The following is a 25,156-nucleotide window of genomic DNA, read 5'->3' as shown; positions in this document are numbered from 1 at the left end:
AGATGAATGAGCCGTTCATTGAACGACGCCGCACGGCAGGAATACGAGGAAGTAGAACGCGTACCACATGCCGATCACAATGACCGTTGCAATGCCGGCCACCACGATCGCGCCGCGCGGACCACGCCTCACGATCTCGTCGACGCGCTCGGCTTCAGGCGGTTCGTTACCGCTGCTGGGGACAGGGGAATTGATCATCGCATCCTCAGAAGAGGGTTACCGAGCGCAAGGTGTTGACATCTTTCTCCGTAACCGGTGTACCGTGATTGCTCCACGCGGTGCGGATATACGTGACGACCGCCGCGATCTCCGCATCGGAGAGCGACTGCGCGAATGGCGGCATGCCATACGGCATGGGGTTCTTCATCGTGCCCGGCGCGTAGCCGCCGTTGAGCACCATACGGATCGGATTCACGGAAGACGTCATCTGGATAGACGGGTTGTTCGCGAGCGGCGGGAAGTTCGGCAGCCTGCCCTGCCCCTCGTCTGCATGACACAGCGCACACTGCGCGGCGTAGATCTTCTTGCCGAGCGGATAGAGTCGGTTCTTTTCTTCGGTCTGCGCGCTCGTGAATGGTGTGCTGCCCGCTTTCGCTGAATGTTCCGGCAGCGCCTTGAGGTAGACGGCGACCGCACGCACATCGTCTTCGCTCAGGTACTGGAAGCTGTCGTAGACGACTTCGGACATGGGTCCATACACCGCGCCACGATTCGACACGCCCGCATGCAGCAGACCGACGATATCGTCGATGCTCCATTCGCCAAGACCCGCTTCGTTGTTCGAGGTCAGCGAGGGTGCGTACCAGTCCTGAATCGGAATCAATCCGCCCTGGAATTCCCTGGACTTCGTATTGCCCCCGAGCGCGTTGATCTGCGTGTGGCACATCGTGCAGTGGCCAAGGCCTTGCACGAGATACGCGCCGCGGTTCCATTCGACTGATTTCGACGGGTCAGGCCTGTATGCTCCCACTCTGAAGAAAAGTGTTCGCCAGCCCACCAGCAATTGCCGCTGGTTGAACGGGAAGCGCAACGCGTGAGGGCGATCCGGCTGGTGGACAGGCGGCGTCGATTGCAGGTAGGCGTAGATCGCGTCGGAGTCCTTGCGCGTGACCTTGGTGTATGACGCGTAAGGCATCGCCGGATACAGCAACTCGCCGTCCCTGGACTTACCTTCATGCAACATCCGGTAGAACTCGTCGGAGCTCCAGTTGCCGATTCCCGTTTCCTTATCCGAGGAGATGTTGGGCGAATAGAGCGTGCCGAACGGTGTGGCCATAGGGCGCCCTCCACCGAAAAGCTTGTCGCCGGGAATCGTGTGGCAGGCGATACAGTCGCCAGCGCGCGCGAGGTATTCGCCACGCGCGATTACCTCGGCGTCAGTGTTCGCGGGCGCTGGAATTCGCGTTTGCGCTCGCGCAAGCGGCACACCGAGCCCGGGCATGACGCCGCACGTCAGCATGGCAAGCGCGATCAATCCCGCAGACGTCCTGCTCTTGAAGTAGCGATGACTAAGCACGTGGTACACGGATGAGCCTCGCCTAGTTGGGAATGCTGCCGCACGCGAGCGGCAGCTTTAGCGAGCCCGCCCCGGCAGGCGTCGGATTCGCGGGCGCGGGCAGCGACGCGAGCCACGCGGCAATCGCGGTGATGTCGCTGTCTGAGAGACGCGTCGCGATCTCATGCATGCAATCGGGGCTCGCCGCATGGCGCGTGCCGTAGCGGAACGCACCGAGCTGTGCGCTCAGGTAATCGGCGTGCAGACCCAGCAAGCCGGGGATCGCGGGCTCCATGCCCGTGAGTGCCGCACCGTGGCAACTCGCGCATGCAGGCACGCCACGCGCCGCTTCGCCGCCGGTCGCGAGCGACTTGCCGTGCGCGAGCGTCGCGACATCGACCGTTGGCGCGCCCGGTTGCGGGAACGGTGGACGCTGGCTCGCGAAATACTCGGCGATCTGTTTGAGGTAGGGATCGGGCAAATACGCCAGCAGGTAGTTCATCGGTGGATATTTGCGCTGGCCGTCGCGAAACGCGATCAACTGGTTATAGATATAGCCCGCGGGCTTGCCGGCGAGGCGCGGAAAATAGTCGTTGCCGGTACCTTCGCCGTGCGCACCGTGACACGCTGCACAGCCCAGCACGCGGGCCTGCATCGTGTCGGGTGCTGGCTCTGCTGCCGGTGCGGCCGCAAACGCGGACACGCCCGTGCACATGGCGAGCACCACCAGCACGGCGATGAACAATATGAAACGCTGCATCAACGGCTTCCTCGTACGCGGTTGTCCCGGCGGAGGCTCTGCCTCGGCCGACCACCGTTTAATGGAAAGAACGCAATACGGGGGTGCCTGCGCCAGGCATCACTCCCTGTCCCGCAGGCGCAGCAACCCCATCAGGACTTCATCGCGATAGGCGACGAGATCCTGCTGGGAACGCGACTGAACTTCCTCGTGCACGCCCTTGATTACGGTCACACGCACCTCGGGAGTGAGTTCCGGGGTTCCGAGTACATGCCACCACTCCGTGAGCGGCCGGGTGAACTGGTCGAAGAAATGCTCGATGCCGCCTTGACCGCCGCCGAGGTGATACAGAAGGCTCGGCCCCATGATTCCCCAACGCAGTCCTGGCCCCCACGAAACAGCGGCGTCGGCATCGCCAACGCTGACGACGCCTTCTGCGATGAGGTGCACGACTTCACGAAAGAGCGCTGCCTGCAGGCGATTGGCGACGTGGCCCGGAACCTCCTTGTGCAAGCGGATGGTTCGCTTGCCAAGGCCGCGATAAAACTCGGTGACGCGTTCAATAGTCTCTTCCGAGGTTTGCGCGCCGCCCACAATCTCTACCAGTGGAATCAGATGCGGCGGATTGAACGGATGGCCGATCACGCATCGTTCGGGATGCTTCAGGCAAGCGGATTGAATCTCGCTCATCGTCAGGCCTGACGAACTCGACGCGATGATCGTCTCCGGCGCCAGCGCCTCATCGAGACGGCGGTAGAGATCTTTCTTGAAGTCGATCCGTTCGGGACCATTTTCCTGAATCAGATCGCTGCCGGCGACGGCCTCGTCGAAGTTGTCCGTAAATCGAAGCTTCGCAGGCGACGCGCCGGGTACCACACCCAGTTGCTCGAGCGCGGGCCACACGGCCGCGACAAAATCGTCGAGCTTTTTCTGTGCGTCGGGGGCGATGTCAGTCGCGACCACGTCCAGACCTTTGGCGAGAAACAGCGCGGCCCAGCTCGCGCCGATAACACCGGTTCCGATGATGGTGACGCGTTGGATTGGCTTGGTTATTTTCGTCATGGCAGTCGGCTTCCAAAAGATCAAACGAACGCGCTGAAGCCACTGATCGCCTTGCCGACGATCAGCGAATTCATTTCACGGGTACCTTCGTACGAATAGAGCGCTTCCGAGTCGGCCATGAAGCGGGCAACGTTATAGTCGAGCACGATGCCGTTGCCGCCCAGTACCTCGCGCGCCCAGCCCACCGTCTCGCGCATGCGGACCGTACAGAATGCCTTGGCGAGCGAGGCGTGCTCGTCCTTCAGCTTGCCCTGGTCCTGCAGTTGCGCGAGACGCACAACCATGCACTGCGAGGCAGTGATATTGCCGAGCATCTTCGACAGCAGATCCTGGACCATCTGGAACGAGGCGATCGGTTTGCCGAACTGCTCGCGCGTCTGCGCGTATTTGAGCGCGTTTTCGTAGGCGCCCATGCTGCAACCGACAGATTCCCACGCGACATACTGGCGTGTCAGACGCAGCACGCGGGCGGTGTCGCGAAAGCTCGCGTCGCCCTGCAACCGGTTCTCTTCGGGCACGCGGCAGTTCTCGAGCGTGATGACACCGTTTTGCACGACGCGCAGCGCGACCTTGCGCTCGATCTTCGCGACCGAAAATCCCGGCGTACTGTTGTTCTCAACGACGAAGCCCTTGACCTGATTGTCGTCGACGTCGCGGGCCCAGATGATGGAGAGATCGCACCAGGTCGAATTGCCGATCCAGCGCTTCTGTCCGTTGAGTACCCACGTATCGCCTTCCCGCTTTGCGGTTGTCAGCAAACCGCCGCCGGCGCCTGAGCCGACCAGCGGTTCGGTCAGCCCAAAGCAGCCGATCTTTTCGAGGCGCGCCATCGGCGGCAACCACTTCTGTTTTTGCTCTTCCGAGCCGCCGAGGTAGATCGATCCCATCGCGAGACCGCTATGCACTCCGTAAAACGTCGCAATCGAAGCGTCGCCCCGCGCAAGCTCCATCGCAATGAAGCCGTCGAACAACGTACTGCCTCCCGGGCAGCCATATCCTTCGAACCCGACGCCCGCGATGTTCAGTTCGCGAATGCCGGGAATCAGCTCGAACGGAAATCGGTCTTCTGCCCAATACTCGTTGATGACGGGCGCCACCGTCTCTTCCATGAAGCTGCGCACCTTCCCGAGGAGCGTACGTTCCGCTTCGCTCAGGATCTGATGGATCATGTAAAAGTCGCTGTCGGGTGCCGGCAGCGCGTGGGCTGGCTGTTTGTCTGACATGGCGTGTCTCGCTCTGATGAATGGGGACGACTGCGGGTCCAACTACCGGTCCAGGTAGTTGTAGACGACGTCGGCTTTATCGAGCGACAGATCCGTCAGCAGATGCACGGCCGACAGCACCTCGAGCACCGGGAGCTTCGCGACGGGCGCGAAACAGTGCGGATGCAGTTCGAGGGAGGCCGGACCCGTCCACGCCCCCTTCACCGTCAGGTCCTCGACGTAGTACTTGACGAGCTCGCAGACGCGCGGCGTGCAGTCGACGTCCGGCAGGATCTTCAGCAGAAAACCAGGCGCTTCGAGCGTCTTGCGAACCTCGGCGAGATCGAGCGGCTTGTATTTGTAGGCCATCGTCGCGGTCGCGACGCGCACGCCGTTGTAATCGAGCGTGCCGACCAGCGCGTCCTTGCGCACCTCGAGCTTCGGTTGCGCCAGCACCTTGGGGAAACCCAGCAATTCGCGGCCGGATGCGATGCCCGCCTCGCTGTCGAGATACATCGCATGCGTGAAGCCGCCTGCAAGGCCGTTGAACGTGACCGGGATCACCTGACCGGACTCCGTGTACGAGCCGAGCCCGCTCGAGTCGGGCATGTTGATGAATTCGTACTTGACGATCGGCTCGGCCGGCATGAGTGGCGCCGGGACTACGCGCGCCAGCGCTTCCGGATCAGTGCGATACGTGATGATCACGAATTCCCGGTCCACGAACCGGAACGGGACCTTGGGATAAGCGGGACTCGTCAACGGCATCGCGTAGGCGGATGCACGCACTTCGTTTTCAGTCATGGAACGCTCTCAAGTTGCCGTGCGATGCGCGACGCGCCGAACGGTGGTGGATTCGATCAACAGTACGAAATGCCCTTACCTACGCCTCCTCCGTGAAACGCGCGACCGCGCCCGCATCGTTCAGGCGTGCGATCTCGGTTTCGTTGAAGCCAAGATCCTTCAGGATTTGCGTGCCGTGTTCGCCGAGTCGCGGCGCCGCTGTGGGCTTCACCTTCGGCGCACCCAACACCTGAATCGGATTGCTCACGGTGCGGGTTTCAATCCCGCCCGGCAGTTCGAGCGGCACGACGATCCCGTTGGCCTTCAACTGAGGATCCTCGATGATCTCCTTCGCCACCTGAACGACACCGAAGATCACCCGGCCCGCGTCAAGCACCTGTTTCCAGTGCGCGAGCGGCTGGCTCGCGAACATCGGGTCGAGAATCTCGACGAGCTGCGCGGCATTGGCAATGCGCGTGTCATCGGTGAAGCGCGGATCTGCGAGCAGTTCGGGCTTGCCGATCGCGTTACAGAAGCCTGGCCAATCCTTGCGTTGCGCGGCGACCAGCAGAATCCATCGCCCGTCGGAAGTTTGATACGGGTTGAGCAGCGCATTAGGCGGCGATTTGCGATCGTGCTGCGGGAAGAAGTGGCCGCCGTTCAGACCACCTTCGACCCACGCGGCCGCCGCCCAGATGCCGTTGGCGATCAGCGATGTCGACACGTGGCTGCCCTTGCCGGTGGTGGCACGCACGTAGAGCGCCGTCACGATCGCCGCGTAGAGTGTGGTCGCCGTCGCGTGATCGCCAATGCCCGGAATTGGCAGCGTTGGCGGGCTGCCAGCGTCGTGCGTGACTTCCATCAAGCCCGAGCGCGCCCAATAGGCCGTGACGTCAAAGCCAGGCGTGTCGGCTTCCGGGCCTTCGGAGCCGTATCCGGTGATATCGGCATAGATAAGCTTCTCATTCAACGGTGCGAGCGCTTCGTAGGTGCAGTTGAGCGCCGCCTTGACGCGTGGCGGAAAATTGACGACCACGACGTCAGCCCAGCGCACGAGGCGTTGCAGCACTTCTTTTGCATCGGCGGACTTCAGGTCGACAGCAATGCTGCGCTTGTTGCGGTTCGTCAGCTGCCACGCGTAGTTGACATCGCTGGTCGGGTTCGGCGGCATCGCCGAGAAGTAGCGGTAAACGTCACCGGTGCCCGGCGGCTCCACCTTGATCACGTCGGCGCCGAAGTCGGCGAGGATCGTCGTTGCAGCGGGGCCGGCAATATAGCTCGCAAGATCGAGCACCTTCAGACCGGAAAAGATGTGATTGCCGGCTGTCATCAAGCCCTCTCCTGAGAATGGTTTCGCCGTCGGCTTCCCGTTTCATATGCGGGCCGTGCCCGGCAGAGACGTTGCGCGTGTCTGAACGGCGGATCGCTATTGGCCTTTGAATAACGGTGGCCGCTTATCGAGGAAGGCTTTTGTGCCTTCTGCCTTGTCTTCTGTTGCTGCGCACAGGGCAAACAATGCCCGCTCAAGAGCCAGCCCTTCGGCGAGCGAGCCATCGAGGCCACGATTCACCGCCTCGATCGCATAGCCCACGGCGAGTGGCGCATTGGCATTGATCTGCGCGAGGATGGCCCGGGCGCGGTCGATCAGCGTCGCGGGCTCCACGATCTCGTTGACGAGGCCGACGCGCAGCGCTTCTTCGGCGGAAATCATTTCACCGGTGAGGATGAGTTGCAGGGCCACGCCCTTGCCGACGAGACGTGCAAGGCGCTGCGTGCCACCAAAGCCCGGGATGAGGCCGAGCTTGATCTCAGGTTGGCCGAATCTGGCCTCCGGTGTTGCCAGCCGGATCGTGCAGGCCAGCGCGGTCTCGCACCCGCCGCCCAGCGCCAAACCGTTCACCGCGGCAATCACCGGCTTGCCGAGATGCTCGACGAGATCGAGCAAGGCCTGCCCGGCGCTCGCCTGCCGCTCCGCCTCGACCGGCGTTGCGACGGCCAGTTCGCTGATATCCGCGCCTGCAATGAACGCGCGCTCCCCTGACCCGGTGATGATGACGCCGCGCACCTCCATGTCGGCGCGGGCGCTTTCGAATGCCATGGTCAGTTCGCCGATGGTCTCGTGGTTCAGCGCGTTGAGGACGTTGGGGCGATTCAGCGTGACCAGCGCGACCCCGTCGTTCTTTTCATAGATAATCGTTTCGAAAGCTTCCAGGTCAGGCATCTGTACCATGAGGCTGAACACTCCGCAGAACGACATGAATCGTGCGCGATAGGCCCACGATGATCGAGATGATTCGAGCTCACTGACTGCTCGCCAGCCGGTTGATTTCCAATTTATCACCGGCGTTTCGGTCGACGCATTGGCGAAATAAACGAAATTCGTTGGAAGTTTTCACAGTCGGCCCGCCGCGGGGACTTGCGTGCCCCGCCCAACAGGACGTCAAACGGCGCATGGGTCATGCGCTTTGTGAAAATCCACAAGATGTCCAAGCGATTTCCACGAATATTTCGCGCGGCTCGCGCGGGTATAGTGCCGGTTCCCTAAGAGCATCGTCCGCCTGCTCTGGCGACGACTGAGGTGGATCGTTTTGATGAGAATGCCGACCATCAGCAATCGCTTACGCGAAAAGACCACTGCGCTGGCGAAACTCGCTGCGGCAGTTGCTCTGCAACGTCCTCTTCCATTCGCCGCATGATGCGAAGTCTTTTCGCAAGACAGCGGAAGCGCTCGGCCTCGACTCAGTCGCACCACGCATCCCGCTGGCACTCGACGTCGACATGACAGCTATCGATTCACGCACAAGGGACGACACGCTCGGCCGCATTGCACTGGCCGCATCCCGGCACCTGAAAGTAGCGCCCGACGATCTCGTGCGTGCCAGGCACCGCGAGCGTTTTATCATCTGGGCGCCCTGCGCGCAGGGGAAAGTCCATCACCCGGAGCGACCGCCTCATGGCTGACCGCGCCTTCCATCTTGGGCTCGCATTGCCGCACGTTCAGCGAATCGGAGTCGGCCAGATGAACGAAGACGCCCGCGGTTGGGCACTCTCCGCCGAGGAAGCGCTGAAAGTCCCCGATTTCACTTCGCGAGGTCACGACAGGAAGAAGGTCTCGCTGTATTCGTCTATCGTTATGGCCGAATGCGCCCGTCAAACCGACACCGCGTCGCGCTACCTGACTTCGCTCCCGCAGCAGATATCCGGCGAGCCCAAACTCGTATCGACGCTTGAAGTCTATCTGGAGCAAAATCAGCGCCGAAGACGAACAGCGCTTGTGCCGGGCATTCCCCCCAACACGCTGAACTGCCGGATCGAACGTATCGAATCTCTGCTGGGAGCCAGTCTCGATGATGTCGGCTGGATTTCGAAGCTCGATATCGCGTTCAAGCTGCGCCGTTCCATGCTGGCTGACTGCTGACAGTCGGCAATGGCCGGAAGATAGCCGGTCCATCCCCGGCGTCGTGTGACTATCGTATAGTGTCTTGCCGTCGGGCATCGCTGACCGATGTCCAACGCGCGCTGGCTCAAACCCATCTCCAGGGACGAATACCACAATGACAGTCAGCATCCCAACGATCAGCGAACGCTTGCGTGAGCGCACCGCGCTGCTTGCCGCGAACCCGGCGGCCGTAATTGATCGCGTCTATGAAATGCTGATGGGCATGGAGGGCTACAAGACCCTCGCGGCATCGGTCAAGAAGGATATTTCCGCATCGATCGATTTTTCGGCCAGGTTGTGGTTTCAGTCGCTTCTATCCGGCAATCTGCCATCAGCGGACGACATGGAACACTTCCAGGAGTTCGGCCGCCGGCGCGTTCACCAGCGCGTACCGCTGCAGGCCGTGCTGCGGGCGTTCCGCCTGGGGTCGCGGGAAATCTGGCGCGCCTACATCGAGCTGGGGGAGAACGATCGAACGCTGGTCGACGAATTGCTGTTCAGCATCTCGCCCTACCTCTTCGACTACTTCGACGTCATGGCCCAGGACATCACTCAAAGCTATCTCGAAGAGCAGTACCAACAGGCACGCTGGCGGGCCGCATTGTCTCATCAGCTTTACAGCATCGTCTTTCATTCGCCTGACGATTACGCTGGATTTCGGGAAACCGCGGAAGCGCTTGGCATCGACTCCACTGCGCCACGCGTGGCGCTTGCCGTCGACATCGACCTCTCAACTCACACTTCGTACGAGCGCGAGCGGGAACTCGACCGCATCGCGCTTGCGTCAGCCCGTCATCTCAGTGCCGCACCGGACGATCTGGTGCGCGCCTGGCATCGTGGCAGGATGATTCTATGGGTGCCTTGCGTGCGCGGCGATTCGATCAATCGAACCGATCGTCAGACGACTGAACGGGCCAACGCGATAATCGGTGCGATACGGGAGATTCGTGGCATCGGCATAGGCCTGATGAACGAAGGCGCGTCGGGTTGGTCTGCCTCTGTCGACGAAGCGATCAGAGCATTGGACTTCGCATCGAAAGAGCAAAGCCAGCCGCATGTGGCGACATATTCAAGCATCCTCATTGAGGAATGCGCACGCCTCTCGTCGAATGCCCGGCGCTACCTCGTCTCGCTGCTCGAACAGCTATCCCACGAACCTGAACTCGTCACGACGCTGCAAACCTACTTCGAACAAGGACAGCGGCGCGGACAATCGGCCACCGCACTGGGTATTCATCCGAACACACTGGACTACAGGATCGAACGCATCCAGACGTTGCTTGGGGCGAGCCTCAACGACGTCGGCTGGATTGCGAAGCTCGACATTGCCCTCAAGCTGCGCGGGGCGGCCAGGTAACATCCGGCCACAGCAGTCAATCGTCGATTGGGTCACGTTCGATGCTGGCGCGATACGCCGGTATGACGAAAGCCAGTATCATTCGATTTCCATTAGCCGGTACATTCGCCCCGAACACACGTGGGCGAGTTACCGGATCGCCTCGACGGATTGGCAACCCCGTCAATACGCAGTACGCGTCCATCCGCGCGAGGCCGATTCCTCAAATCTGGTCCCCATAGTGGACAGAACACACCTTACTCCAGCAAACGGTTAATGACTTCGAGGATTAGGATTCGAGGACGGCGCCGCGCGTGGGGCGCGAATCCGGTGCCACCGGCATCAACGCGCCGCGATGGAGACGCTTCGTCATCCGAAATTTCTTGTTGTGAATGGTGGATCCTGACGCCAGGGATAATCAAAGCTTCGCAGTTCTTCCCGTCGAACCCGTGCCCTGACCTCTTGCCTGCCACCCGGTTTCCTGCCCTGTCCCGCGACCGTAGTCGGGGGCGGGCCGGCATCAAGGGGCGAGGGACCGCGTTGCCCGCACCATCCCTCGCCTCTTTCCTTGACACCGCCCCGCCCCCGGCTCCCTGGGTCGCACGGGCAGGAAACAGGGTGGCAGGCAAAAGCAGAAGCCAACCCCGAGTTCCACCGGGAAGGTTTCCCGCGTAAGCGCCAAGGCCATCCCACAGCCCGTACGTCAACTCTTTTTGCTGTGGAGATAGTCATGCAACTCACTTCCTCTTTCCGTTATGGTTCCCCGATGCTTCGTGCCGACTCGCCCCTGTCGGACGACCAGATTCTGCGCGCCGCCCCGTCCATCTTCGCAGACGGCAAGCATGCAAGCCGCTCGGAACGCTACACCTACATTCCCACCATCGACGTGCTGCGCGGTCTGCGCAACGAAGGCTTCCAGCCGTTCATGATCTGTCAGACCTGCGTGCGCGATCAGGACAGACGCGAATATGCGCTTGCGCTGCTCCCGCGCCGCCACCGCCGCCGCACCGACAAGCCGGTTCCCGGCAATTCCTGCGACCCGATTCGCCATCCGGTCCGCGAGCGCGACGAGCGACGCTTCGTTGAATGTCGCCAGCGCGGCCTGATACCTCGCTTCGTGTTCCCGGGTCATGTCCTCAGCCAGCTGGATCGTCGCCTTGCAACGCGCCAGCGCGTCACGATGCCGGTGCATCAGCGCATCGGTCGCCTCCCCGGCCTCCCGGCGTACGGCACCGAAACTGTCGCCCCCGGCTTTGCGGATACAGTCCGGCATCGCTTCGTAAAGTCGCGTGTAGTATTCGAGTGCCGCGAGTACTGACCATAACGCATCGTTGTCCCGCAGCTTCAGCGCACCAGAAATCCGCCGCAGACGCAGGAGACTGGCATCGTCAGGCAATTCACCCGTGACATCGAGAAACAGACGGGCGAGCGCATCCGGCGGCTTCGCCCGCCTGTTACGCATTCACCGTCACCTTCTCGAACATCGCATCGCATAGTGCCCGCCAGCGCAGCAGTTCCGCCCGCTCGCCAATATGCATCGTTTCCGCCGCCTCACTGATCGACAGGCGTTGACTGCGAAGCTCATCGGCGACCCGATCCGCCAGATCGGGAAAATCCAGCGAATGGCCCCGCGCTTCGATGATTTTACGGAGCTGGGATACCTGATAGAGCGAGAACTGCTCCGGCGCACCAAAATACCCATTGCGCACAACGTGCGTGATCGCGTCAGGAAATGTCCGCCTGAAGGCATTCAGCAGTTCGAGACTGTCGCGCTGCCGGTTGATCACCCACAGCACAACCAGTTCGCGCTGCAACTCACGCAACGTTCCGGCCAGCGTCGCGCCGAACTGTGCGACGCCCGTCTGACTGCGCGCGGCCGTATTGACCACGATGACCGCGTCGCGATTCTCGTCGCAGAAATTGACCAGGCCAATCCAGCCGTTTGCATCGTCCAGGCTATAGGCAATACAACGCATCCTGTCCTGAACAGCTTTCATCACATCCGGATTGGAGGTATCGGTTTCGACGAGCGCTGCATGGATTTCATGCCGTTGCAGATAGTCGGCCAGGGCAAGTGCGACAAAACTCTTTCCTACACCGCCCTTGCTGCCACCGACCAGATAGATAGGGTAAGTCGTCGTGTCCATCTGAATCCTCTATAGGTTCTCGGTATCGGGCTCGATCTCGAATGAGAACGCATCCCGCATCACCATGGTTCCCGGCCTGTTGCCGACTTTTTCCCCATCCTGCTTCGGATTCGCGCGGGTGTTGTCTGCGCGTGGCGCGTCGTCCTGACTGATCTTTATCGAGCGATGTATTGGCCCGGCATTGCTCCGTGCGACTTTGCTGGCTGACTGCCGGGATGGCCTGTTCTTTTTTGGAGGATATAACGCGTACCTGACAGAACCTACGCTGAACTCAACGCCCTTTCCCTTTGCATGTTCAACGATGTCTTCCAGCGTATAACCCTTCTTTCTGACGGCGCCGATCAACGCCCGCATCTCTTTCATTGCATCGGTAATAGCAACGCGCTGCTCGGCCTCCGGCTTGACTGGAAGTGACTCGAGAGAATGGATCAGTTCATCCCACTGTGCCCGCGTATAGCTCTTCGCAACCGGCATGACTCGCTCCAGATCACTCCCGTCATTTCATCCTGCTCACATGGGAAAGACCCGTCAATACCCCTTGCCTGAGCGAAGCCGCTTCACTGGAACGCTACGGAATCCAGCGGATCGAACCAGAACAAGAGGAATATTTTTAAGCTGTCGTGCATGAGCAACGCCCCCGGATGGACGCCCCTCAGACAGCCAACGAACAGACGCAGACGGTCACCGCGGCCACACCGACACGGGTCGTATCAGAAATCGCCATCCGGGCCAACCGGATGTACGTGATGCCCTCACGGAATATCTTTCGCATCCAGCAGACTAGCAAGTGGTCGCCCGCACCTCGCCAGAGCGACGGCACCGACTCCAGAAAAATAAAGGTCCGATGGAATAGCTCCCATCTCACGGACTCAGGACATGAAATTGACGAACAGCATCGGCCAGCCTCGCAGACTCGCGACAGTCAGCCGTCCGCCACGACTGAGCTATCGCACAGAATCGTTCCGTACCGCGTGCAGACCCGATCCATTTATCTCACAGACTATGTGGCGTTGCTCACGAACACCTGGACTCTACGGCGCAGACATATCCGGCTGACCTCACCGAAAGCGTTTACGCAAGGACATCAAAAACAATATAAAAACAAGGGATCGCAGGATAGGCTTGCGCCGGTTTCAGGCACCATCACGATACTCCAGTGCAAAGCTCGGCATATCCACAATCGATACTTAACACAAGCCATGAACCTGGTACGTGGCGCAGTTTCCTCTCCTCCATCGACATATGACGAGCGATCGATTTGGGCTTTACTTCCTCGTTTCCTCGTACGGGAAGGATCAAATCTCGTACAGATAGTCACTACACTGTCAAATGCAGCCAAATTTATATGATGTAGCGGATTCGCAAATGGGTCGGATATCCGGCACCATTCTTCGCTCGCTTATCTTTTCTACCAGACGGTCCGTCTCCACTGCATCCCGGGTCCTGCAGGAATGCTGCAGATTGCCATTCCAGCAGCAACTCTGCTTGTCATCGGACCATCATCCATTCACCAATCTCATGCACCGCCTCACCGCTACAACTGCAAGAGTTTCAGCAGAGCCTTTGCCGCGGAACCCGACGACGCAGGGTTCTGACCCGTAATCAACCGGCCGTCGGTCACGACGAAATCATTCCAGTCGCCGCTCTTCTCGTAGAGACCGCCGAGCCGCTTCAGTTCGTCCTCCACAAGGAACGGCACAACTTGAGTTAATTGCACAGCCTCTTCCTCCGAATTGGTGAAACCCGTCACGCGCTTTCCCTTGACGAGCGGCTGCCCCTGGAAAGTCGTCTTTTTCAGCACGGCGGGGGCATGACAGACGGCCGCCACCGGCTTGCCGGCGTTGTAAATGCGTTCGATCAACCGGATCGAATTGGCGTCGTTGACCAGGTCCCACATCGGACCATGTCCCCCCGGATAGAAAACCGTATCGTAGTCGTCCGCATTGATGTCGGCGAGCTTTACCGTACTGGCAAGCACCTTTTGCGCGGCAGGGTCTTTCTTGAAACGTTCCATTGACACGGTCTGGTTGCCCGGTTCATCGCTTTTCGGGTCGATCGGCGGCTGACCGCCCTTGGGCGACGCCAACGTGATGTCGACTCCTGCATCCTTGAACACGTAATACGGGGCCGCGAATTCCTCCAGCCAGAAGCCGGTTTTCTTTCCGGTATTGCCAAGCTGGTCATGCGAAGTCAAAACCATCAGGATCTTCATTGGCTATCTCCACGAGTGAGGTAAACGTCTCTTGCACGCTGCCGGCCCAAAAACGCGTTCGACATCCGCCAATCGTTCGAAGCCTATCGATTGCCTCATACGAGCCGGCCTCGATACCGGGCGAATCTCAACGGCGGGACGTTTCGTGACCATTCGCCGCAGCACGAACTGCCATGACTTTAGCGTAGCCGTTCGAGGTAGCAAAGGAAAGTACTACCAAGGTATGAGATCGGATACCGAAGGTGTCGGCCAGCCCTATCGATCCGCGGCATGTCCCGCGGCAACGTCTACCCACGCGCCGATATCGCCGTACCGGGTTTCCCCTATACCAATACGAAGGTATGTTGCTTCACCCACACGCGATCACTAGGATCGACCTTGTCGAATCGACTGACACTTCAACACGGCTTCCTGCAAGTTTCCACCCTGCACCTAATCGACCTGAGGAGACTGAGATGGTCAACGATAGATCTGCCGGCGGAAGTAGCCTGGCACAGCCAACAGATATGAACGGGCTCGAGTACCCAGACGATAGCGATATGGCTACGTCACAGGAAGCCCAAAGTTCCCGGTGGCGACATGTCATCCTCATGCTGAATGTCGACTGGAATTCGCGAGGAAATGCGTTGTCCGTGACCACAAGCCGGCGATTTCCCGCGGCGCGCAACGAGATAAGCCACGCCACCATCCGGATTCTCGATCGCCCCTCTCCCACGTCCGCTGTCATATCGTGGCGCGATCCAACGGGAAGCAGCTATGGATATCAGATATGGAAAATGCGCCTCGCCCACGAAGAAGGGCTATGCGCAATCTCCGGCATTCCGATAAACAAGGGTGACGTCATATTTCGCCCCGTCGATCGAGGGCGGTATCCCGGGAATGCGTCGGCAATGATTCTCGCCACGTATATCGAGGAGCCGAACTGCTGGCTGAATGCGCTTTTGCGAGAAACGTGAACTCTTCGCCTGTTCTTCCAGCCGTGCCTATTTTCGTCGATATGGATGATGTGGCTCATCCGGCCGAATGCGAGACCGAGCAGCTTGAATACGGGTTAACCGTCTCGACGAACCCGAGGTTGGGCCATGACGTTAGTCACGTTGATCGATGATGACGAAGCTGTACTCGAATCGCTTCCGGATCTGGTGAAGGAGTTCGGCTACCCTGTTGTCGCATTCGCTTCGGCGGAGACATTTCTCCTTTCGGATGCAGTCGATCGAACCGCTTGCCTGATTCTCGATGTCACGATGCCCGGCATGGCCGGCCTCGAGCTTTGGCAAAAATTGAAGCGCCGCGACGAAGCGATACCCGTGATCTTCATTACCGCGTGCAGGGACGAGGCGCTTCGTGCCCATCTGCTCAGGCAGGGCGCATGCGATTGTCTCTTCAAGCCATTCAGCGACAACGCACTTCTCTCGGCAATCAAAATCGCACTGGGCGAGGCGTGACCCACGACGAAGAGTGAGCGCAACCGCGCGTTCCAGTCGCTCCATTTCTCATGGCCTCTGCAGCATCTCCGCGTCGCCACGCTGCCGGCGTACCCGTTCGCCGCGAACCCGATCTGTTACTGCCACGCAAAAGTGTTTGGTCACGCAGGGTATTCGAGCTTGATGGAGAGAGCAGTAAATTGCCTACTCATCGGGAGCGCCAATCCAGCAGGCGGACGACCCGAAATACATCATCAGGAGAGTTCATCATGAGCGAATCGCAGAAAGTCGTCGTCATTACCGGTGCATCGCAAGGCATCGGTGCCGAACTGGTCAAGGCCTTCCGTCAGCGCGGTCACCGAGTGGTCGCGACCGCGCGCACCATCAAGCCGTCCGATGATCCCGACGTCGTTACGGTCGCCGGCGACATTGCCGATCCGGCCACCGCGCGCCGCGTGATTTCCGAAGCCGTTGCGCGTTTTGGCCGTGTCGACACGCTCGTGAACAACGCGGGCGTCTTCATCGCCAAGCCGTTCACGAGCTATACCGCCGAAGACTACGCGGTTAAAACCGGCGTCAACCTTGCCGGCTTCTTCAACATCACGCAGCTTGCCGTCGCCGAAATGGAAAAGCACTTGAGCGGCCATGTGGTCAGCATCACCACGACGCTCGTCGAGCATGCAGTCAGCGGCGTACCATCGGTGTTGGCGTCGCTCACCAAGGGCGGCATTTCCGCCGCCACCAAATCGCTCGCGATCGAATACGCGAAACGCGGCATCCGCGCAAACGCCGTCTCGCCGGGCATTATCAAGTCGCCGATGCACGCGCCGGAAACGCACGCTGCACTTGACGCGCTGCATCCCATCGGCCACATGGGTGAAATGAGCGACATCGTCAATGCGGTGCTGTACCTCGATTCCGCGCCGTTCGTGACCGGTGAGATCCTGCACGTCGACGGTGGCCAGAGCGCGGGGCACTAAACATCACCATGCATTATTGAACATATGAGGCGCCGGCTGCCCGGCACCTCTACTTCACTCACAGCCAAGGAGAGCAGCATGCCCATCGTCACGATTCAAGTCACCCGCGAAGGCACGAAGCCTGGCGCCACGTCGGTCACGGCGGAAGAGAAAGCCCAGTTGATCAAGGGTGCGAGTCAGTTGCTGCTCGACGTGCTGAACAAGCCCTTTGAGGCAACGTTTGTGGTTATCGAAGAAGTGGATACCGATAACTGGGGCTGGGGTGGTCTGCCTGCTCTCGAATATCGCCGTCAGCGGGCGAAAAAACCGGGTTGATCCGCCTTCCGATCCCGCGTTGGTCCTGTGCGATGCCGGGAATAGCCGGCATTCAGAACTCACCGTAGGCGGGAATGGAAAATGCGAAGCTGGCTCCTGGCCCATCCTTCGGCAGGGTTGCCCAAAGGCGACCACGGTGGCTCTCGATGATGGAGCGGCTGATCGCAAGACCAATCCCCATGCCATCGTTCCGGGTTGTATAAAAAGTGTCGAAGAGCCGTTCCGCGTCCCGAGGGTCGAATCCGACACCTGAGTCCCGTACGGTCAGACGGACCGCTGCATCCGATTCGGATTCGGTCCTGATCAGCACGCATCGCGGCCGGTCATCCACGCTGCTCATCGCATCCGCGGCATTGCGCAACAGGTTCATGATCACTTGCTGTACCTGCACGCGGTCGCCGCCGATGCAAGGAAGCGAGCCCGCAAACTCGGTGCGCAAAATCACGCGCGCGCGGTCGAGATCACTCTGCAACAGAGCAATCACTTCGCGGGCGGCATCGTTCAGGTCGACGGCCTCGATCGTCGCGCTGCGCTTGCTGAAAAGCGTACGCAACCGGCCGATAACATCGGCCGCGCGATTACCGTCACGAATGGTCCGCCGAGCTGTTTCGCGCGCACCCTCCATGTTCGGCGGCTCGGTGCCGAGCATGCGCAGGCAGGTGCTGGCGTTGGTGACGATACCCGACAACGGCTGATTGACCTCGTGTGCTATCGACGCAGTCAGCGCCCCCAGGCTCATGATCCGCGCGACGCGCACAAGCTCCGAGCGCGCCTTGTCGAACGCCTCCCCGGCGAGCCGGCGCTGGGTGATATCGAGCGCCGCGCCGATGTACTCCAGATTGTCCGGATGATCAGTAGACCGATGTGCAATCATATGCACGTACTTCACTGACTGGTCGGGCATCATGAGTCGATGCTGGCACTCGAGGTCGCGCTCGCCCCGCCTCGCCCGTTCGATGATGTCCAGCACCGCGCCTCGATCGTCCGGATGGATGCGCGAAGCCACGAACCCGGACCTCACGCGCCGCCCCGATTCGAGTTCGAACATCCGGTAAATCTGCTCTGACCAGACGATGTTCCCGGTCGCGACGCGCCATGAGAAGTTGCCCATCTTCGTCAAACGCTGGCCCTCGGCGAGAAATGCTTCGCTGCGCTGCAGCTCCTCCTCCGCTCGCTTACGGTCGTCGATATCGGTGTTGATGCCGTACCATTTGACGATGTTTCCGTTGCCGTCCCGCATTGGGCTGACCCGAAACAGAAACCATCTGTACTGCCCGTCGTGACGCCTCAGCCGCGCCTGCGCCTCGCCCTGCGAACCACGGGCCAGTACCGACTGCCATGTCCCGGAGAGATCATGGAGATCGTCCGGGTGAACCGCCGCCGTCCAGCCCCAATCCCGTGTTTCGGAGACCTCGCAGCCCACATAATCAAGGTAATACTGATTGAAGTACTCGGCGGAACCGTCGAGCCGAGCCGACCAGACTTGCGCCGGAATCGCGTTGATGATCTCGTTCAGATTGCGTTCGCTGACCCGAAGGACCTCCTCGGCCCGTTTCTTCTCGTCAATATCGATCAACAGATGAAACCAGCGAAGAATACCGCCTTGCCGGTCACGCAACGGAAAACCCCGGACGTTGTACCAGCGGTAAACACCGTCCGCTCGCCGGTGCCGGCTCTCGACGTTATACGCCACGCCTTTTACGTGCGCGTCGGTCTGCGCGGCAATCGTTGCCGCCAAGTCCTCCGGATGAACGACTTCATCGCTCTTCCAGTCTTTGAGTACTTCCAATGACTTTCCGAAATAATCGAGCGTAAGCTGGTTGAGCCCTTCGACTTCGCCAGTCGGTGTCGTCACCGCGACAGGAACGGAAATGCTGTCGACAATCAACTGGAAGTCGAGCGCGCGACGCTTCAGCGCTTGCCTGGCACACTGGAGTTCTTCGATATCGTTGGCGACGGCGCACCAACGGACAATCTCTCCGTCAGGATCGCGTATCGGATTGGCTCGAATGACAAACAGGCGGCACCGGCCATCGAAGCGGCGTACACGCACCATCATGTCGCCGGGCTTTCCGGTGACCAGAATCGCGGCCCAACGTTCGAGCCATGCCGACAGATCGTCGGCACTTACCGCGTCCTTCCAGTGCCAACCCTGTGGCTGATTCCAGTCATGGCCGGTATATTCCAGCCAGCTTCGATTCACGAAGTCGATACGGCCGTCGGGCAGCGCAGTCCAGACCATCGCGGATAGCGCGTCCAGCACCACGCCGAGGTCGATCGCCAATCCCATCGTTCTTCTGGTATTCGGGAGCATGTGGCATGCCTTTGCAAAAGACTGTCTTCGCGATATCGTCACGCCCGGCACAATGTGAGGCAACGGTTCGGACAGGACTAGTGCCTACGCGCTCGCCGAGTCTTCAGGCATAGCTTCGTCGCCATATTGACCAGCTCCGGCAGTGAGTCCGCGTCCATCTTTTGCATCACTTTGCCGCGGTGGATCTTCACGGTGATCTCGCTAATGCCGAGTTCTCCGCCTATCTGTTTGTTCAGAAGACCGGAAACCACCAGCATCATCACTTCCCGCTCGCGGCGTGTGAGCGTCGAGTAGGCGGCCTGGAGCGCACGCAGTTCGATCTGGCTGTCGATTGCGGCCCGGCTGCGCTCAACGGCGTCTTCAATGGCTTGCAACAGCAAGCCGTCGTCGAATGGTTTGGTCAGGAACTCGACGGCTCCCGCCTTCATGGCCTGCACTGTCATCGGCACGTCTGCCTGGCCCGTGATGAAAATGATCGGCATGTCCGCCCGGTCCAATGCCATCTGCTTCTGCAGATCCAACCCGTTTACGCCGGGAAGAGACACGTCGAGTATCAGGCAGGTGGGCGCAACGACATACGGGTACGCCAGAAATTGCTCCGCGGAAGCGAAAATCTGCGCTCGCAAGCCCGCACTGCGCAGCAGCAATTCCAGAGAATCCCGAACGGAGATATCGTCGTCCACGACGAAAACAATCGGTGCGGCCTGCGAACCATTCGACGACACGGTATCCAGACCTCCTCTCATTCCGGTCACGTCACCTCTCCATGTACGCCGAGGCATCAATGCATCGTCATATGCGATGCACCAACATCAAGCCAAGGAACGGCATTCATCGTAATTCAAATCGCAAGGGGTTTCTATTGGACTGGGCAAGCATTCGACACGGCGATATCCGCCCTGATGACTCAAGGTAAAAAAACTGAATCCTTATCGCCGGTCATTCGATTCTCCTCATCCCGCCCCACGAAGCGGACTGGAATGTGAATTTCAAATTCGAAATAGTGCGCGATGCAACGTCCCATGCCGTCGGCCGCGAAGAAACGAGCACGCGATATTTGACTCGCTTGTCGACAATACAGACAGATAGTTGACCTGTTCAAATCCGGATCGGTAACGAATGCCAAGGCATTGCTGCGAGAAATGCACCGCGAGGAATCGCATCGAAGCGATCTGAATTCGACACCAAGGTATTATCGACGGCCCGCATAACATGCGGCACTCTTCTCCAAATAACAATTCATTGGAACCCGGAAAGTGGTTCGAACGTCCATCGGACAGTTTTCGACGTGCCATTTTTTCCGTAAATCATTCGACTCTCGTTCATACCATGATTCGCAGCGAATATTCACGGCAAGCTCAATTCCTATTGGAGAAGACATCATGAGATCAACGCATCCGCTAACGGTGCTTTTCGCCTGCCTTCTGACTTTCGCCGGCACACCCGACGCCACCGCGCAGCAACCCAACGCTGCCGCTGGCGAGGCAACCCAGACCAAACCCAGTGCCCCTCAAGAGTTCAGGATCACACGTGTCACTCCCGAATACTGGCGCGTGACGATCGATCATCCGCCGTTCAACATCTTCGGGCCGGAATCCATTCCGATGCTCACTAGCGTCGTCACCCAGATCGAGAACGATCCGAAGGTCAAAGTCGTCGTATTCGACAGTGCGGTACCCGGATTCTTCCTGACGCACTACGATTTCGTTCCGCCGCTCGAAGCCACTACCAGCATGCCCGCCGGCCCTACTGGCCTGCCCCCGCTGCCTGACGCGCTAGTGCGCCTGAGCAAGGCCAATGTGGTGACGATTGCCGAGATCCGCGGCCGGGCGACGGGTGTGGGCAGCGAGCTTGCGCTTGCGTCCGACATGCGCTTTGCCAGCCGCGAGAAGGCGGTACTGTCGCAATTCGAAATCGGCGCCGGCTTCACGCCCGGGGGTGGCCCGATGGCGCGGCTGCCCCGCCTGGTAGGCCGGGGCCGTGCGCTGGAAATCCTGCTGAGCGGCAATGACATCCCCGCGGACCTCGCGGAGCGTTATGGCTACGTCAATCGTACGCTGCCTGATGCCGAGATCGACAAGTTTGTCGATGCACTCGCGCGCCGGATCGCATCGTTCGACAAACAGACCATTGCCGATATCAAGCAAACCGTCAATGCAACCTCTCTGCCTGCCGACAAGGAACTGAGCGCGGAGTGGAACTCGTTCATTACCTCGGTTCAACGCCCGGCTGCGCAGCACGATATCAAGGCCTTGATGAATTCTGGATTGCAGAAGAACCCCGAGGTCGAAAGACACCTTGCCAGATACACGGGCATCGTCAGTCAGCAGACCGACAAACCCTAGCCGCCACGGCAATCGCACGGCGGCAGCCCCAGCAGCGATCGGAAACCGGTTGCTGCTGGGCCGTCGGACTCACTGCATGTGTCACTATCTCGCCAGGCATTCGCGTCGCTCAGCCTGCCGCAATATTCGCCGCAATACCCGGATCGAAATCGAACTCGAGCCGAATCCCGCTGGGCTCGTACACCATCGTGTGACGCTTCGGACCACGCCCAAGATTTTGCGGCGCGAATTCGACCACGACGCCCGGCCACCCGGCAACCCGCGCGAAAATTTCATCGAGTGCCACCGCACTGTGTACGCGCAGCGCGAGGTGATGCAGGCCGACATTCGTCTTGCGGTCAAACTCGACACGCTCCGCCTGCCGCGGGACTTCCCATAGCGTGAGCAGCACGTGCCCGTCAGAGACGAATACGGCCGGATAGTCGGGCCGTGCACCGACTTGCGTCCATCCGAGGCAATCAACGAAAAAACCGACTGTGATGCTGAGGTTGCGAACCGTCAGGCCAATATGGTCGATGCCGACGGTCAATGGCTGAACCCGCTCCTGCTCGCTCATTCAGATATCTCCTGCCAATATCCTGCCGCGCCCGCTCAATCGAAATCGGTCGATTGTGTCAGCGCACGCCATTTGTCGAGTTCGCGCTCCAGCGTTTTCAGGTGAATGTCCATCACGCGCCGGGCATCGTTACCCAGCAGCAGATGCGTCGGCGGTTCAGGCGCATCCACGATATGCAGGATGGCCTGCGCTGCCTTGGCCGGATCACCCGCCTGACTACCGCTATATTCCTGCCGTCGCTGGCGCACCGGATCGAATATCGCATCGTAGTCCGCGATAGTGCGCCCGGTGCGAATCATCGAGCGCCCTGCCCAGTCGGTACGGAAAGAGCCCGGAGCGACCGCGGTCACGCGGATTCCGAGATCCCTGACTTCCTTCGCCAGGGAATCGCTAATGCCTTCAAGCGCAAATTTACTGCCGCTGTAATAGCTGATACCGGCCATTCCCGCATGACCCGCCATCGACGTGATGTTGATAATGTGGCCACTGCGCCGGCTGCGCATGCCCGGCAACACGGCCTTGATCATCGCCACCGCACCGAATACGTTGACTTCGAACTGGCGAATCAGCTCGCTGAGCGGAGATTCTTCGAGCACACCCTCGTGACCGTAGCCGGCATTGTTGATCAGTACGTCTATCGGCCCCCACTCTTTTTCCACCATTCGCACAGTGGGTTTCACCGCATCGAAATTCCGGACGTCCAGAATCACGGCCCTGGTAGCCGCCGGATGCAGCGCTTCGAACGCGGCGCGATCTTCCTCGCGCCGCACGGTACCCACCACACGGTGCCCTGCCCGCACGGCCGCCTCGGAAAAAGCACGGCCGAAACCACTGCTGGCGCCTGTAATCAGAAACAATGTGCCGGTGTTCTTCATGATCGGACTCCACGTCGCTCCGTCCATGCGCATGCATGGCAGCCAGGCATAACCTGTTTGCGCTTACTCTATGGCTACCGTGCAATCCGATAAACAGTACGTCTGGTACGAGTGCTTATACATGATGTAAGTATTCCGGCCGCCTGCGATTCGTGCGTAGCTCCCGTGCGTAGGGCCGGCCGAATGCCTCATGGTTCAGAACATCCGCAAGCCGAACAAACCGGCAACACTCTGACGTGCCAGCCATGCTGCGCCCCTGGCGCCGCCGCGAAGGTCACTTCGCCGTCGGCATCGCGAATTCCGCGCCCTTCTCGATGCTTTCCGGCCAGCGCTGCATGATCGACTTCTGCTTCGTATAGAAGCGCACACCTTCCTCGCCATACGCATGTGCATCGCCGAACAGACTGCGCTTCCAGCCACCGAAACCATGCCACGCCATCGGAACCGGAATCGGCACGTTGATGCCGACCATGCCGATCTCGATGCGGCGCCCGAATTCGCGGGCAATATGGCCGTCGCGCGTAAAGCATGACACGCCGTTACCGAGTTCATGTGCGTTGATCAGATCGACGGCTTCCGCGAAATCCTTGACACGTACACATGAGAGAACCGGGCCGAAGATTTCTTCCTTGTAGATACGCATCTCGGGGGTCACGTGATCGAACAGCGTGCCACCCGTGAAGAAGCCGTTTTCATGGCCCGGCACTTTCAGGCCGCGGCCATCGACCACGAGCTGAGCGCCCTCCTTCACGCCAAGCTCGATGTATCCCTCGATGCGCTCCAGCGCCTGGCGCGTCACCACCGGTCCCATTTGCGCATCGTGCTCCATGCCGTTCTTGACGATCAGGCTGCGCGCACGCTGGACGACTCGCGCAATGATCCTGTCGGCCACGTCGCCAACCAGCACCGCGACAGAAACGGCCATGCAGCGCTCACCGGCCGACCCGTACGCAGCGCCGATCAGAGCATCGACCGCCTTGTCGAGATCGGCATCCGGCATCACGACCATGTGGTTCTTCGCGCCGCCGAGCGCCTGCACACGCTTGCCGCGCTTCGCACCGGTCTCGTAGATGTAGTTCGCGATCGGCGTGGACCCGACAAAGCTCACGGCCTTGACCGCCGGATGCGCGAGCAGCGCGTCGACGACCGTCTTGTCACCCTGCACCACGTTGAACACGCCGTCCGGCAGACCCGCTTCCTTCAGCAGCCCGGCCATGAACAACGACGCGGACGGATCACGTTCGCTCGGCTTCAGGATGAAGCAGTTGCCGGCTGCGATCGCGATCGGAAACATCCAGCACGGCACCATGCAGGGGAAGTTGAACGGCGTGATGCCCGCCACGACGCCGAGCGGCTGGCGTACGGTCCAATTGTCCATGCCGGTGGAGACCTGCTCGGTGTAGTTGCCCTTGAGCAACTGCGGAATGCCGCAGGCAAATTCGATCACGTCGATACCGCGGGCGACCTCGCCTTGCGCGTCCGAGAACACTTTGCCATGCTCGGCGGTGATGATCGCTGCGAGATCGTCAAGGTGCCGGTTCATCAGTTCGAGAAAGCGCAACAGCACACGCGCACGGCGGATCGGCGGCGTGTTGCTCCAGTTGGGGAATGCGGCCTTCGCACTCGCGACCGCGGCTTCGACATCGGCGGATTCGCCAAGCAGCAACGTACGCGCTTTGGTGCCCGTCGCCGGATTGAAGACAGGCTGCGTGCGCGAAGCGCTGCCACGCACACGTTCTCCCTGAATGAAATGGCCGACATCGGTGCTGTCCTCGAATGCTTTCATCTTCAGTTTTCCTTTACGACGATTGGCGATGAATCGAGTCTAAGAGACAGAAATGCCACGCGAAAGTCACGGAACGCTAAACACAATTGTTCACTTGTGGAAAGAATCCTGATTCAGGCATCGGACGTGCAATTCAACGGCGTCTC

General features: G+C 60.0%; 25 protein-coding genes and 2 pseudogenes. 9 read left to right on the top strand and 18 right to left on the bottom strand.

The features are described 5' to 3' along the window. Positions 1-15: 15 nt before the first annotated feature. The 8 genes from F3J20_RS01255 to F3J20_RS01220 all read right to left on the bottom strand — a co-directional run bounded on the left by F3J20_RS01255 (position 16) and on the right by F3J20_RS01220 (position 7,511). Complete coding sequence (locus F3J20_RS01255; RefSeq protein ID WP_167281471.1) at positions 16-198, bottom strand: hypothetical protein; 183 nt, start codon at positions 196-198, stop codon at positions 16-18. Positions 199-205: 7 nt separating this feature from the next. After that, entirely contained in the window at positions 206-1,441 is a 1,236-nt protein-coding gene (locus F3J20_RS01250) for a cytochrome c (RefSeq protein ID WP_240162670.1), read from the bottom strand. Positions 1,442-1,538: 97 nt separating this feature from the next. Further along, positions 1,539-2,210: a c-type cytochrome gene (locus F3J20_RS01245; RefSeq protein ID WP_240162669.1), complete on the bottom strand. Its 672-nt coding sequence runs from the start codon at positions 2,208-2,210 to the stop codon at positions 1,539-1,541. A 144-nt stretch (positions 2,211-2,354) separates the two neighbouring features. Continuing rightward, positions 2,355-3,287, bottom strand: coding sequence for a 3-hydroxyacyl-CoA dehydrogenase NAD-binding domain-containing protein (locus tag F3J20_RS01240; RefSeq protein ID WP_345889828.1), 933 nt, complete (start codon positions 3,285-3,287; stop codon positions 2,355-2,357). A 29-nt stretch (positions 3,288-3,316) separates the two neighbouring features. Next, positions 3,317-4,519 (bottom strand): acyl-CoA dehydrogenase family protein, encoded by a 1,203-nt coding sequence (locus F3J20_RS01235; protein ID WP_167281467.1) that lies wholly within the window; start codon positions 4,517-4,519, stop codon positions 3,317-3,319. Positions 4,520-4,561: 42 nt separating this feature from the next. Next, the gene (locus F3J20_RS01230) at positions 4,562-5,302 is read right to left on the bottom strand and encodes an acetoacetate decarboxylase (RefSeq protein ID WP_167281465.1); all 741 of its coding nucleotides are present in this window, start codon (positions 5,300-5,302) and stop codon (positions 4,562-4,564) included. 79 nt (positions 5,303-5,381) lie between these two features. Then, positions 5,382-6,611: a CoA transferase gene (locus F3J20_RS01225; RefSeq protein ID WP_167281463.1), complete on the bottom strand. Its 1,230-nt coding sequence runs from the start codon at positions 6,609-6,611 to the stop codon at positions 5,382-5,384. 96 nt (positions 6,612-6,707) lie between these two features. Further along, a complete protein-coding gene (locus F3J20_RS01220; protein WP_240162664.1) occupies positions 6,708-7,511 on the bottom strand; it encodes an enoyl-CoA hydratase-related protein in 804 nt (267 codons plus the stop codon). A 431-nt stretch (positions 7,512-7,942) separates the two neighbouring features. Between F3J20_RS01220 and F3J20_RS01215 the strand changes: the two genes are divergently transcribed. The 3 genes from F3J20_RS01215 (at position 7,943) to F3J20_RS01205 (ending at position 10,077) form a co-directional block, all read left to right on the top strand. Beyond that, complete coding sequence (locus F3J20_RS01215) at positions 7,943-8,242, top strand: hypothetical protein (protein ID WP_167281462.1); 300 nt, start codon at positions 7,943-7,945, stop codon at positions 8,240-8,242. Continuing rightward, complete coding sequence (locus tag F3J20_RS01210; protein ID WP_167037755.1) at positions 8,235-8,699, top strand: helix-turn-helix domain-containing protein; 465 nt, start codon at positions 8,235-8,237, stop codon at positions 8,697-8,699. The genes F3J20_RS01215 and F3J20_RS01210 overlap by 8 nt, the downstream gene beginning before the upstream one ends. 136 nt (positions 8,700-8,835) lie before the next feature. Next, entirely contained in the window at positions 8,836-10,077 is a 1,242-nt protein-coding gene (locus F3J20_RS01205) for a helix-turn-helix domain-containing protein (RefSeq protein ID WP_167037752.1), read from the top strand. Positions 10,078-10,093: 16 nt separating this feature from the next. Here the strand turns inward: F3J20_RS01205 and F3J20_RS01200 are convergent, their stop codons facing one another. Beyond that, a complete protein-coding gene (locus F3J20_RS01200; protein ID WP_240158692.1) occupies positions 10,094-10,261 on the bottom strand; it encodes a DUF3331 domain-containing protein in 168 nt (55 codons plus the stop codon). A gap of 525 nt (positions 10,262-10,786) precedes the next feature. Here F3J20_RS01200 and F3J20_RS01195 point away from each other — a divergent pair. Then, positions 10,787-11,026, top strand: a pseudogene (locus F3J20_RS01195) (DUF932 domain-containing protein); the annotation flags it as partial. Here F3J20_RS01195 and F3J20_RS31955 read toward each other — a convergent pair. The 4 genes and pseudogenes from F3J20_RS31955 to F3J20_RS01180 form a co-directional block, all read right to left on the bottom strand. Continuing rightward, a pseudogene (locus F3J20_RS31955) lies at positions 11,012-11,518 on the bottom strand (hypothetical protein); the annotation flags it as partial. The pseudogenes F3J20_RS01195 and F3J20_RS31955 overlap by 15 nt on opposite strands. Beyond that, positions 11,511-12,203, bottom strand: a complete 693-nt coding sequence (locus F3J20_RS01190) for a P-loop NTPase (RefSeq protein ID WP_167037749.1) — start codon at positions 12,201-12,203, stop codon at positions 11,511-11,513. The gene F3J20_RS01190 and the pseudogene F3J20_RS31955, both read right to left, overlap by 8 nt. A 9-nt stretch (positions 12,204-12,212) precedes the next feature. Further along, on the bottom strand, positions 12,213-12,677 hold the full coding sequence (locus F3J20_RS01185; protein WP_167037746.1) for a hypothetical protein: 465 nt from the start codon (positions 12,675-12,677) through the stop codon (positions 12,213-12,215). Positions 12,678-13,737: 1,060 nt separating this feature from the next. Further along, a complete protein-coding gene (locus F3J20_RS01180) occupies positions 13,738-14,415 on the bottom strand; it encodes a type 1 glutamine amidotransferase domain-containing protein (RefSeq protein ID WP_167281460.1) in 678 nt (225 codons plus the stop codon). 539 nt (positions 14,416-14,954) lie between these two features. Here F3J20_RS01180 and F3J20_RS01175 point away from each other — a divergent pair. From F3J20_RS01175 to F3J20_RS01160, 4 genes are all read left to right on the top strand, one after another. Then, positions 14,955-15,371 (top strand): DUF3331 domain-containing protein, encoded by a 417-nt coding sequence (locus tag F3J20_RS01175; RefSeq protein WP_167037740.1) that lies wholly within the window; start codon positions 14,955-14,957, stop codon positions 15,369-15,371. A gap of 126 nt (positions 15,372-15,497) precedes the next feature. Beyond that, the gene (locus F3J20_RS01170) at positions 15,498-15,860 is read left to right on the top strand and encodes a response regulator (protein WP_167037737.1); all 363 of its coding nucleotides are present in this window, start codon (positions 15,498-15,500) and stop codon (positions 15,858-15,860) included. 248 nt (positions 15,861-16,108) lie between these two features. Next, on the top strand, positions 16,109-16,819 hold the full coding sequence (locus F3J20_RS01165; RefSeq protein ID WP_167037733.1) for an SDR family oxidoreductase: 711 nt from the start codon (positions 16,109-16,111) through the stop codon (positions 16,817-16,819). 78 nt (positions 16,820-16,897) lie between these two features. Further along, positions 16,898-17,134 carry a 4-oxalocrotonate tautomerase family protein gene (locus F3J20_RS01160; RefSeq protein WP_167281458.1) on the top strand — a complete coding sequence of 79 codons (237 nt, stop codon included), beginning with the start codon at positions 16,898-16,900 and terminating at the stop codon, positions 17,132-17,134. A 52-nt stretch (positions 17,135-17,186) separates the two neighbouring features. Here the strand turns inward: F3J20_RS01160 and F3J20_RS01155 are convergent, their stop codons facing one another. Together F3J20_RS01155 and F3J20_RS01150 are read right to left on the bottom strand one after the other, a co-directional pair. Continuing rightward, the gene (locus F3J20_RS01155) at positions 17,187-19,424 is read right to left on the bottom strand and encodes a PAS domain S-box protein (protein WP_167037727.1); all 2,238 of its coding nucleotides are present in this window, start codon (positions 19,422-19,424) and stop codon (positions 17,187-17,189) included. 101 nt (positions 19,425-19,525) lie between these two features. Next, complete coding sequence (locus F3J20_RS01150) at positions 19,526-20,194, bottom strand: response regulator (protein WP_167038019.1); 669 nt, start codon at positions 20,192-20,194, stop codon at positions 19,526-19,528. A gap of 636 nt (positions 20,195-20,830) precedes the next feature. Here F3J20_RS01150 and F3J20_RS01145 point away from each other — a divergent pair. Then, positions 20,831-21,793, top strand: coding sequence for an enoyl-CoA hydratase/isomerase family protein (locus tag F3J20_RS01145; RefSeq protein WP_167281457.1), 963 nt, complete (start codon positions 20,831-20,833; stop codon positions 21,791-21,793). A 109-nt stretch (positions 21,794-21,902) separates the two neighbouring features. On the opposite strand, the gene F3J20_RS01140 is transcribed toward F3J20_RS01145, so the two are convergent. From F3J20_RS01140 to F3J20_RS01130, 3 genes are all read right to left on the bottom strand, one after another. Then, positions 21,903-22,349: a VOC family protein gene (locus F3J20_RS01140; protein ID WP_167037717.1), complete on the bottom strand. Its 447-nt coding sequence runs from the start codon at positions 22,347-22,349 to the stop codon at positions 21,903-21,905. 35 nt (positions 22,350-22,384) lie between these two features. Then, positions 22,385-23,224 carry an oxidoreductase gene (locus tag F3J20_RS01135; protein ID WP_167281455.1) on the bottom strand — a complete coding sequence of 280 codons (840 nt, stop codon included), beginning with the start codon at positions 23,222-23,224 and terminating at the stop codon, positions 22,385-22,387. Positions 23,225-23,498: 274 nt separating this feature from the next. Then, positions 23,499-25,010 (bottom strand): CoA-acylating methylmalonate-semialdehyde dehydrogenase, encoded by a 1,512-nt coding sequence (locus F3J20_RS01130; RefSeq protein WP_167281453.1) that lies wholly within the window; start codon positions 25,008-25,010, stop codon positions 23,499-23,501. Positions 25,011-25,156: the final 146 nt, after the last annotated feature.

Source organism: Paraburkholderia sp. Cy-641 (assembly GCF_011752945.1).
In the GTDB taxonomy this organism is placed as follows: domain Bacteria; phylum Pseudomonadota; class Gammaproteobacteria; order Burkholderiales; family Burkholderiaceae; genus Paraburkholderia.
Note: the sequence above shows the minus strand (reverse complement) of the source record. Positions and strands in the feature narration are given on the sequence as shown.

What these genes read in the sequence shown, in the direction of transcription:
- F3J20_RS01255 (WP_167281471.1), bottom strand. Translation starts at nt 198, where the DNA reads ATGATCAATTCCCCTGTCCCCAGCAGCGGTAACGAACCGCCTGAAGCC.
- F3J20_RS01250 (WP_240162670.1), bottom strand. Translation starts at nt 1,441, where the DNA reads ATGCCCGGGCTCGGTGTGCCGCTTGCGCGAGCGCAAACGCGAATTCCA.
- F3J20_RS01245 (WP_240162669.1), bottom strand. Translation starts at nt 2,210, where the DNA reads ATGTGCACGGGCGTGTCCGCGTTTGCGGCCGCACCGGCAGCAGAGCCA.
- F3J20_RS01235 (WP_167281467.1), bottom strand. Translation starts at nt 4,519, where the DNA reads ATGTCAGACAAACAGCCAGCCCACGCGCTGCCGGCACCCGACAGCGAC.
- F3J20_RS01230 (WP_167281465.1), bottom strand. Translation starts at nt 5,302, where the DNA reads ATGACTGAAAACGAAGTGCGTGCATCCGCCTACGCGATGCCGTTGACG.
- F3J20_RS01225 (WP_167281463.1), bottom strand. Translation starts at nt 6,611, where the DNA reads ATGACAGCCGGCAATCACATCTTTTCCGGTCTGAAGGTGCTCGATCTT.
- F3J20_RS01220 (WP_240162664.1), bottom strand. Translation starts at nt 7,511, where the DNA reads ATGGTACAGATGCCTGACCTGGAAGCTTTCGAAACGATTATCTATGAA.
- F3J20_RS01210 (WP_167037755.1), top strand. Translation starts at nt 8,235, where the DNA reads ATGGCTGACCGCGCCTTCCATCTTGGGCTCGCATTGCCGCACGTTCAG.
- F3J20_RS01205 (WP_167037752.1), top strand. Translation starts at nt 8,836, where the DNA reads ATGACAGTCAGCATCCCAACGATCAGCGAACGCTTGCGTGAGCGCACC.
- F3J20_RS01200 (WP_240158692.1), bottom strand. Translation starts at nt 10,261, where the DNA reads ATGGACGCGTACTGCGTATTGACGGGGTTGCCAATCCGTCGAGGCGAT.
- F3J20_RS01190 (WP_167037749.1), bottom strand. Translation starts at nt 12,203, where the DNA reads ATGGACACGACGACTTACCCTATCTATCTGGTCGGTGGCAGCAAGGGC.
- F3J20_RS01185 (WP_167037746.1), bottom strand. Translation starts at nt 12,677, where the DNA reads ATGCCGGTTGCGAAGAGCTATACGCGGGCACAGTGGGATGAACTGATC.
- F3J20_RS01180 (WP_167281460.1), bottom strand. Translation starts at nt 14,415, where the DNA reads ATGAAGATCCTGATGGTTTTGACTTCGCATGACCAGCTTGGCAATACC.
- F3J20_RS01175 (WP_167037740.1), top strand. Translation starts at nt 14,955, where the DNA reads ATGGCTACGTCACAGGAAGCCCAAAGTTCCCGGTGGCGACATGTCATC.
- F3J20_RS01170 (WP_167037737.1), top strand. Translation starts at nt 15,498, where the DNA reads ATGACGTTAGTCACGTTGATCGATGATGACGAAGCTGTACTCGAATCG.
- F3J20_RS01165 (WP_167037733.1), top strand. Translation starts at nt 16,109, where the DNA reads ATGAGCGAATCGCAGAAAGTCGTCGTCATTACCGGTGCATCGCAAGGC.
- F3J20_RS01160 (WP_167281458.1), top strand. Translation starts at nt 16,898, where the DNA reads ATGCCCATCGTCACGATTCAAGTCACCCGCGAAGGCACGAAGCCTGGC.
- F3J20_RS01155 (WP_167037727.1), bottom strand. Translation starts at nt 19,424, where the DNA reads ATGGGATTGGCGATCGACCTCGGCGTGGTGCTGGACGCGCTATCCGCG.
- F3J20_RS01150 (WP_167038019.1), bottom strand. Translation starts at nt 20,194, where the DNA reads ATGAGAGGAGGTCTGGATACCGTGTCGTCGAATGGTTCGCAGGCCGCA.
- F3J20_RS01145 (WP_167281457.1), top strand. Translation starts at nt 20,831, where the DNA reads ATGAGATCAACGCATCCGCTAACGGTGCTTTTCGCCTGCCTTCTGACT.
- F3J20_RS01140 (WP_167037717.1), bottom strand. Translation starts at nt 22,349, where the DNA reads ATGAGCGAGCAGGAGCGGGTTCAGCCATTGACCGTCGGCATCGACCAT.
- F3J20_RS01135 (WP_167281455.1), bottom strand. Translation starts at nt 23,224, where the DNA reads ATGAAGAACACCGGCACATTGTTTCTGATTACAGGCGCCAGCAGTGGT.
- F3J20_RS01130 (WP_167281453.1), bottom strand. Translation starts at nt 25,010, where the DNA reads ATGAAAGCATTCGAGGACAGCACCGATGTCGGCCATTTCATTCAGGGA.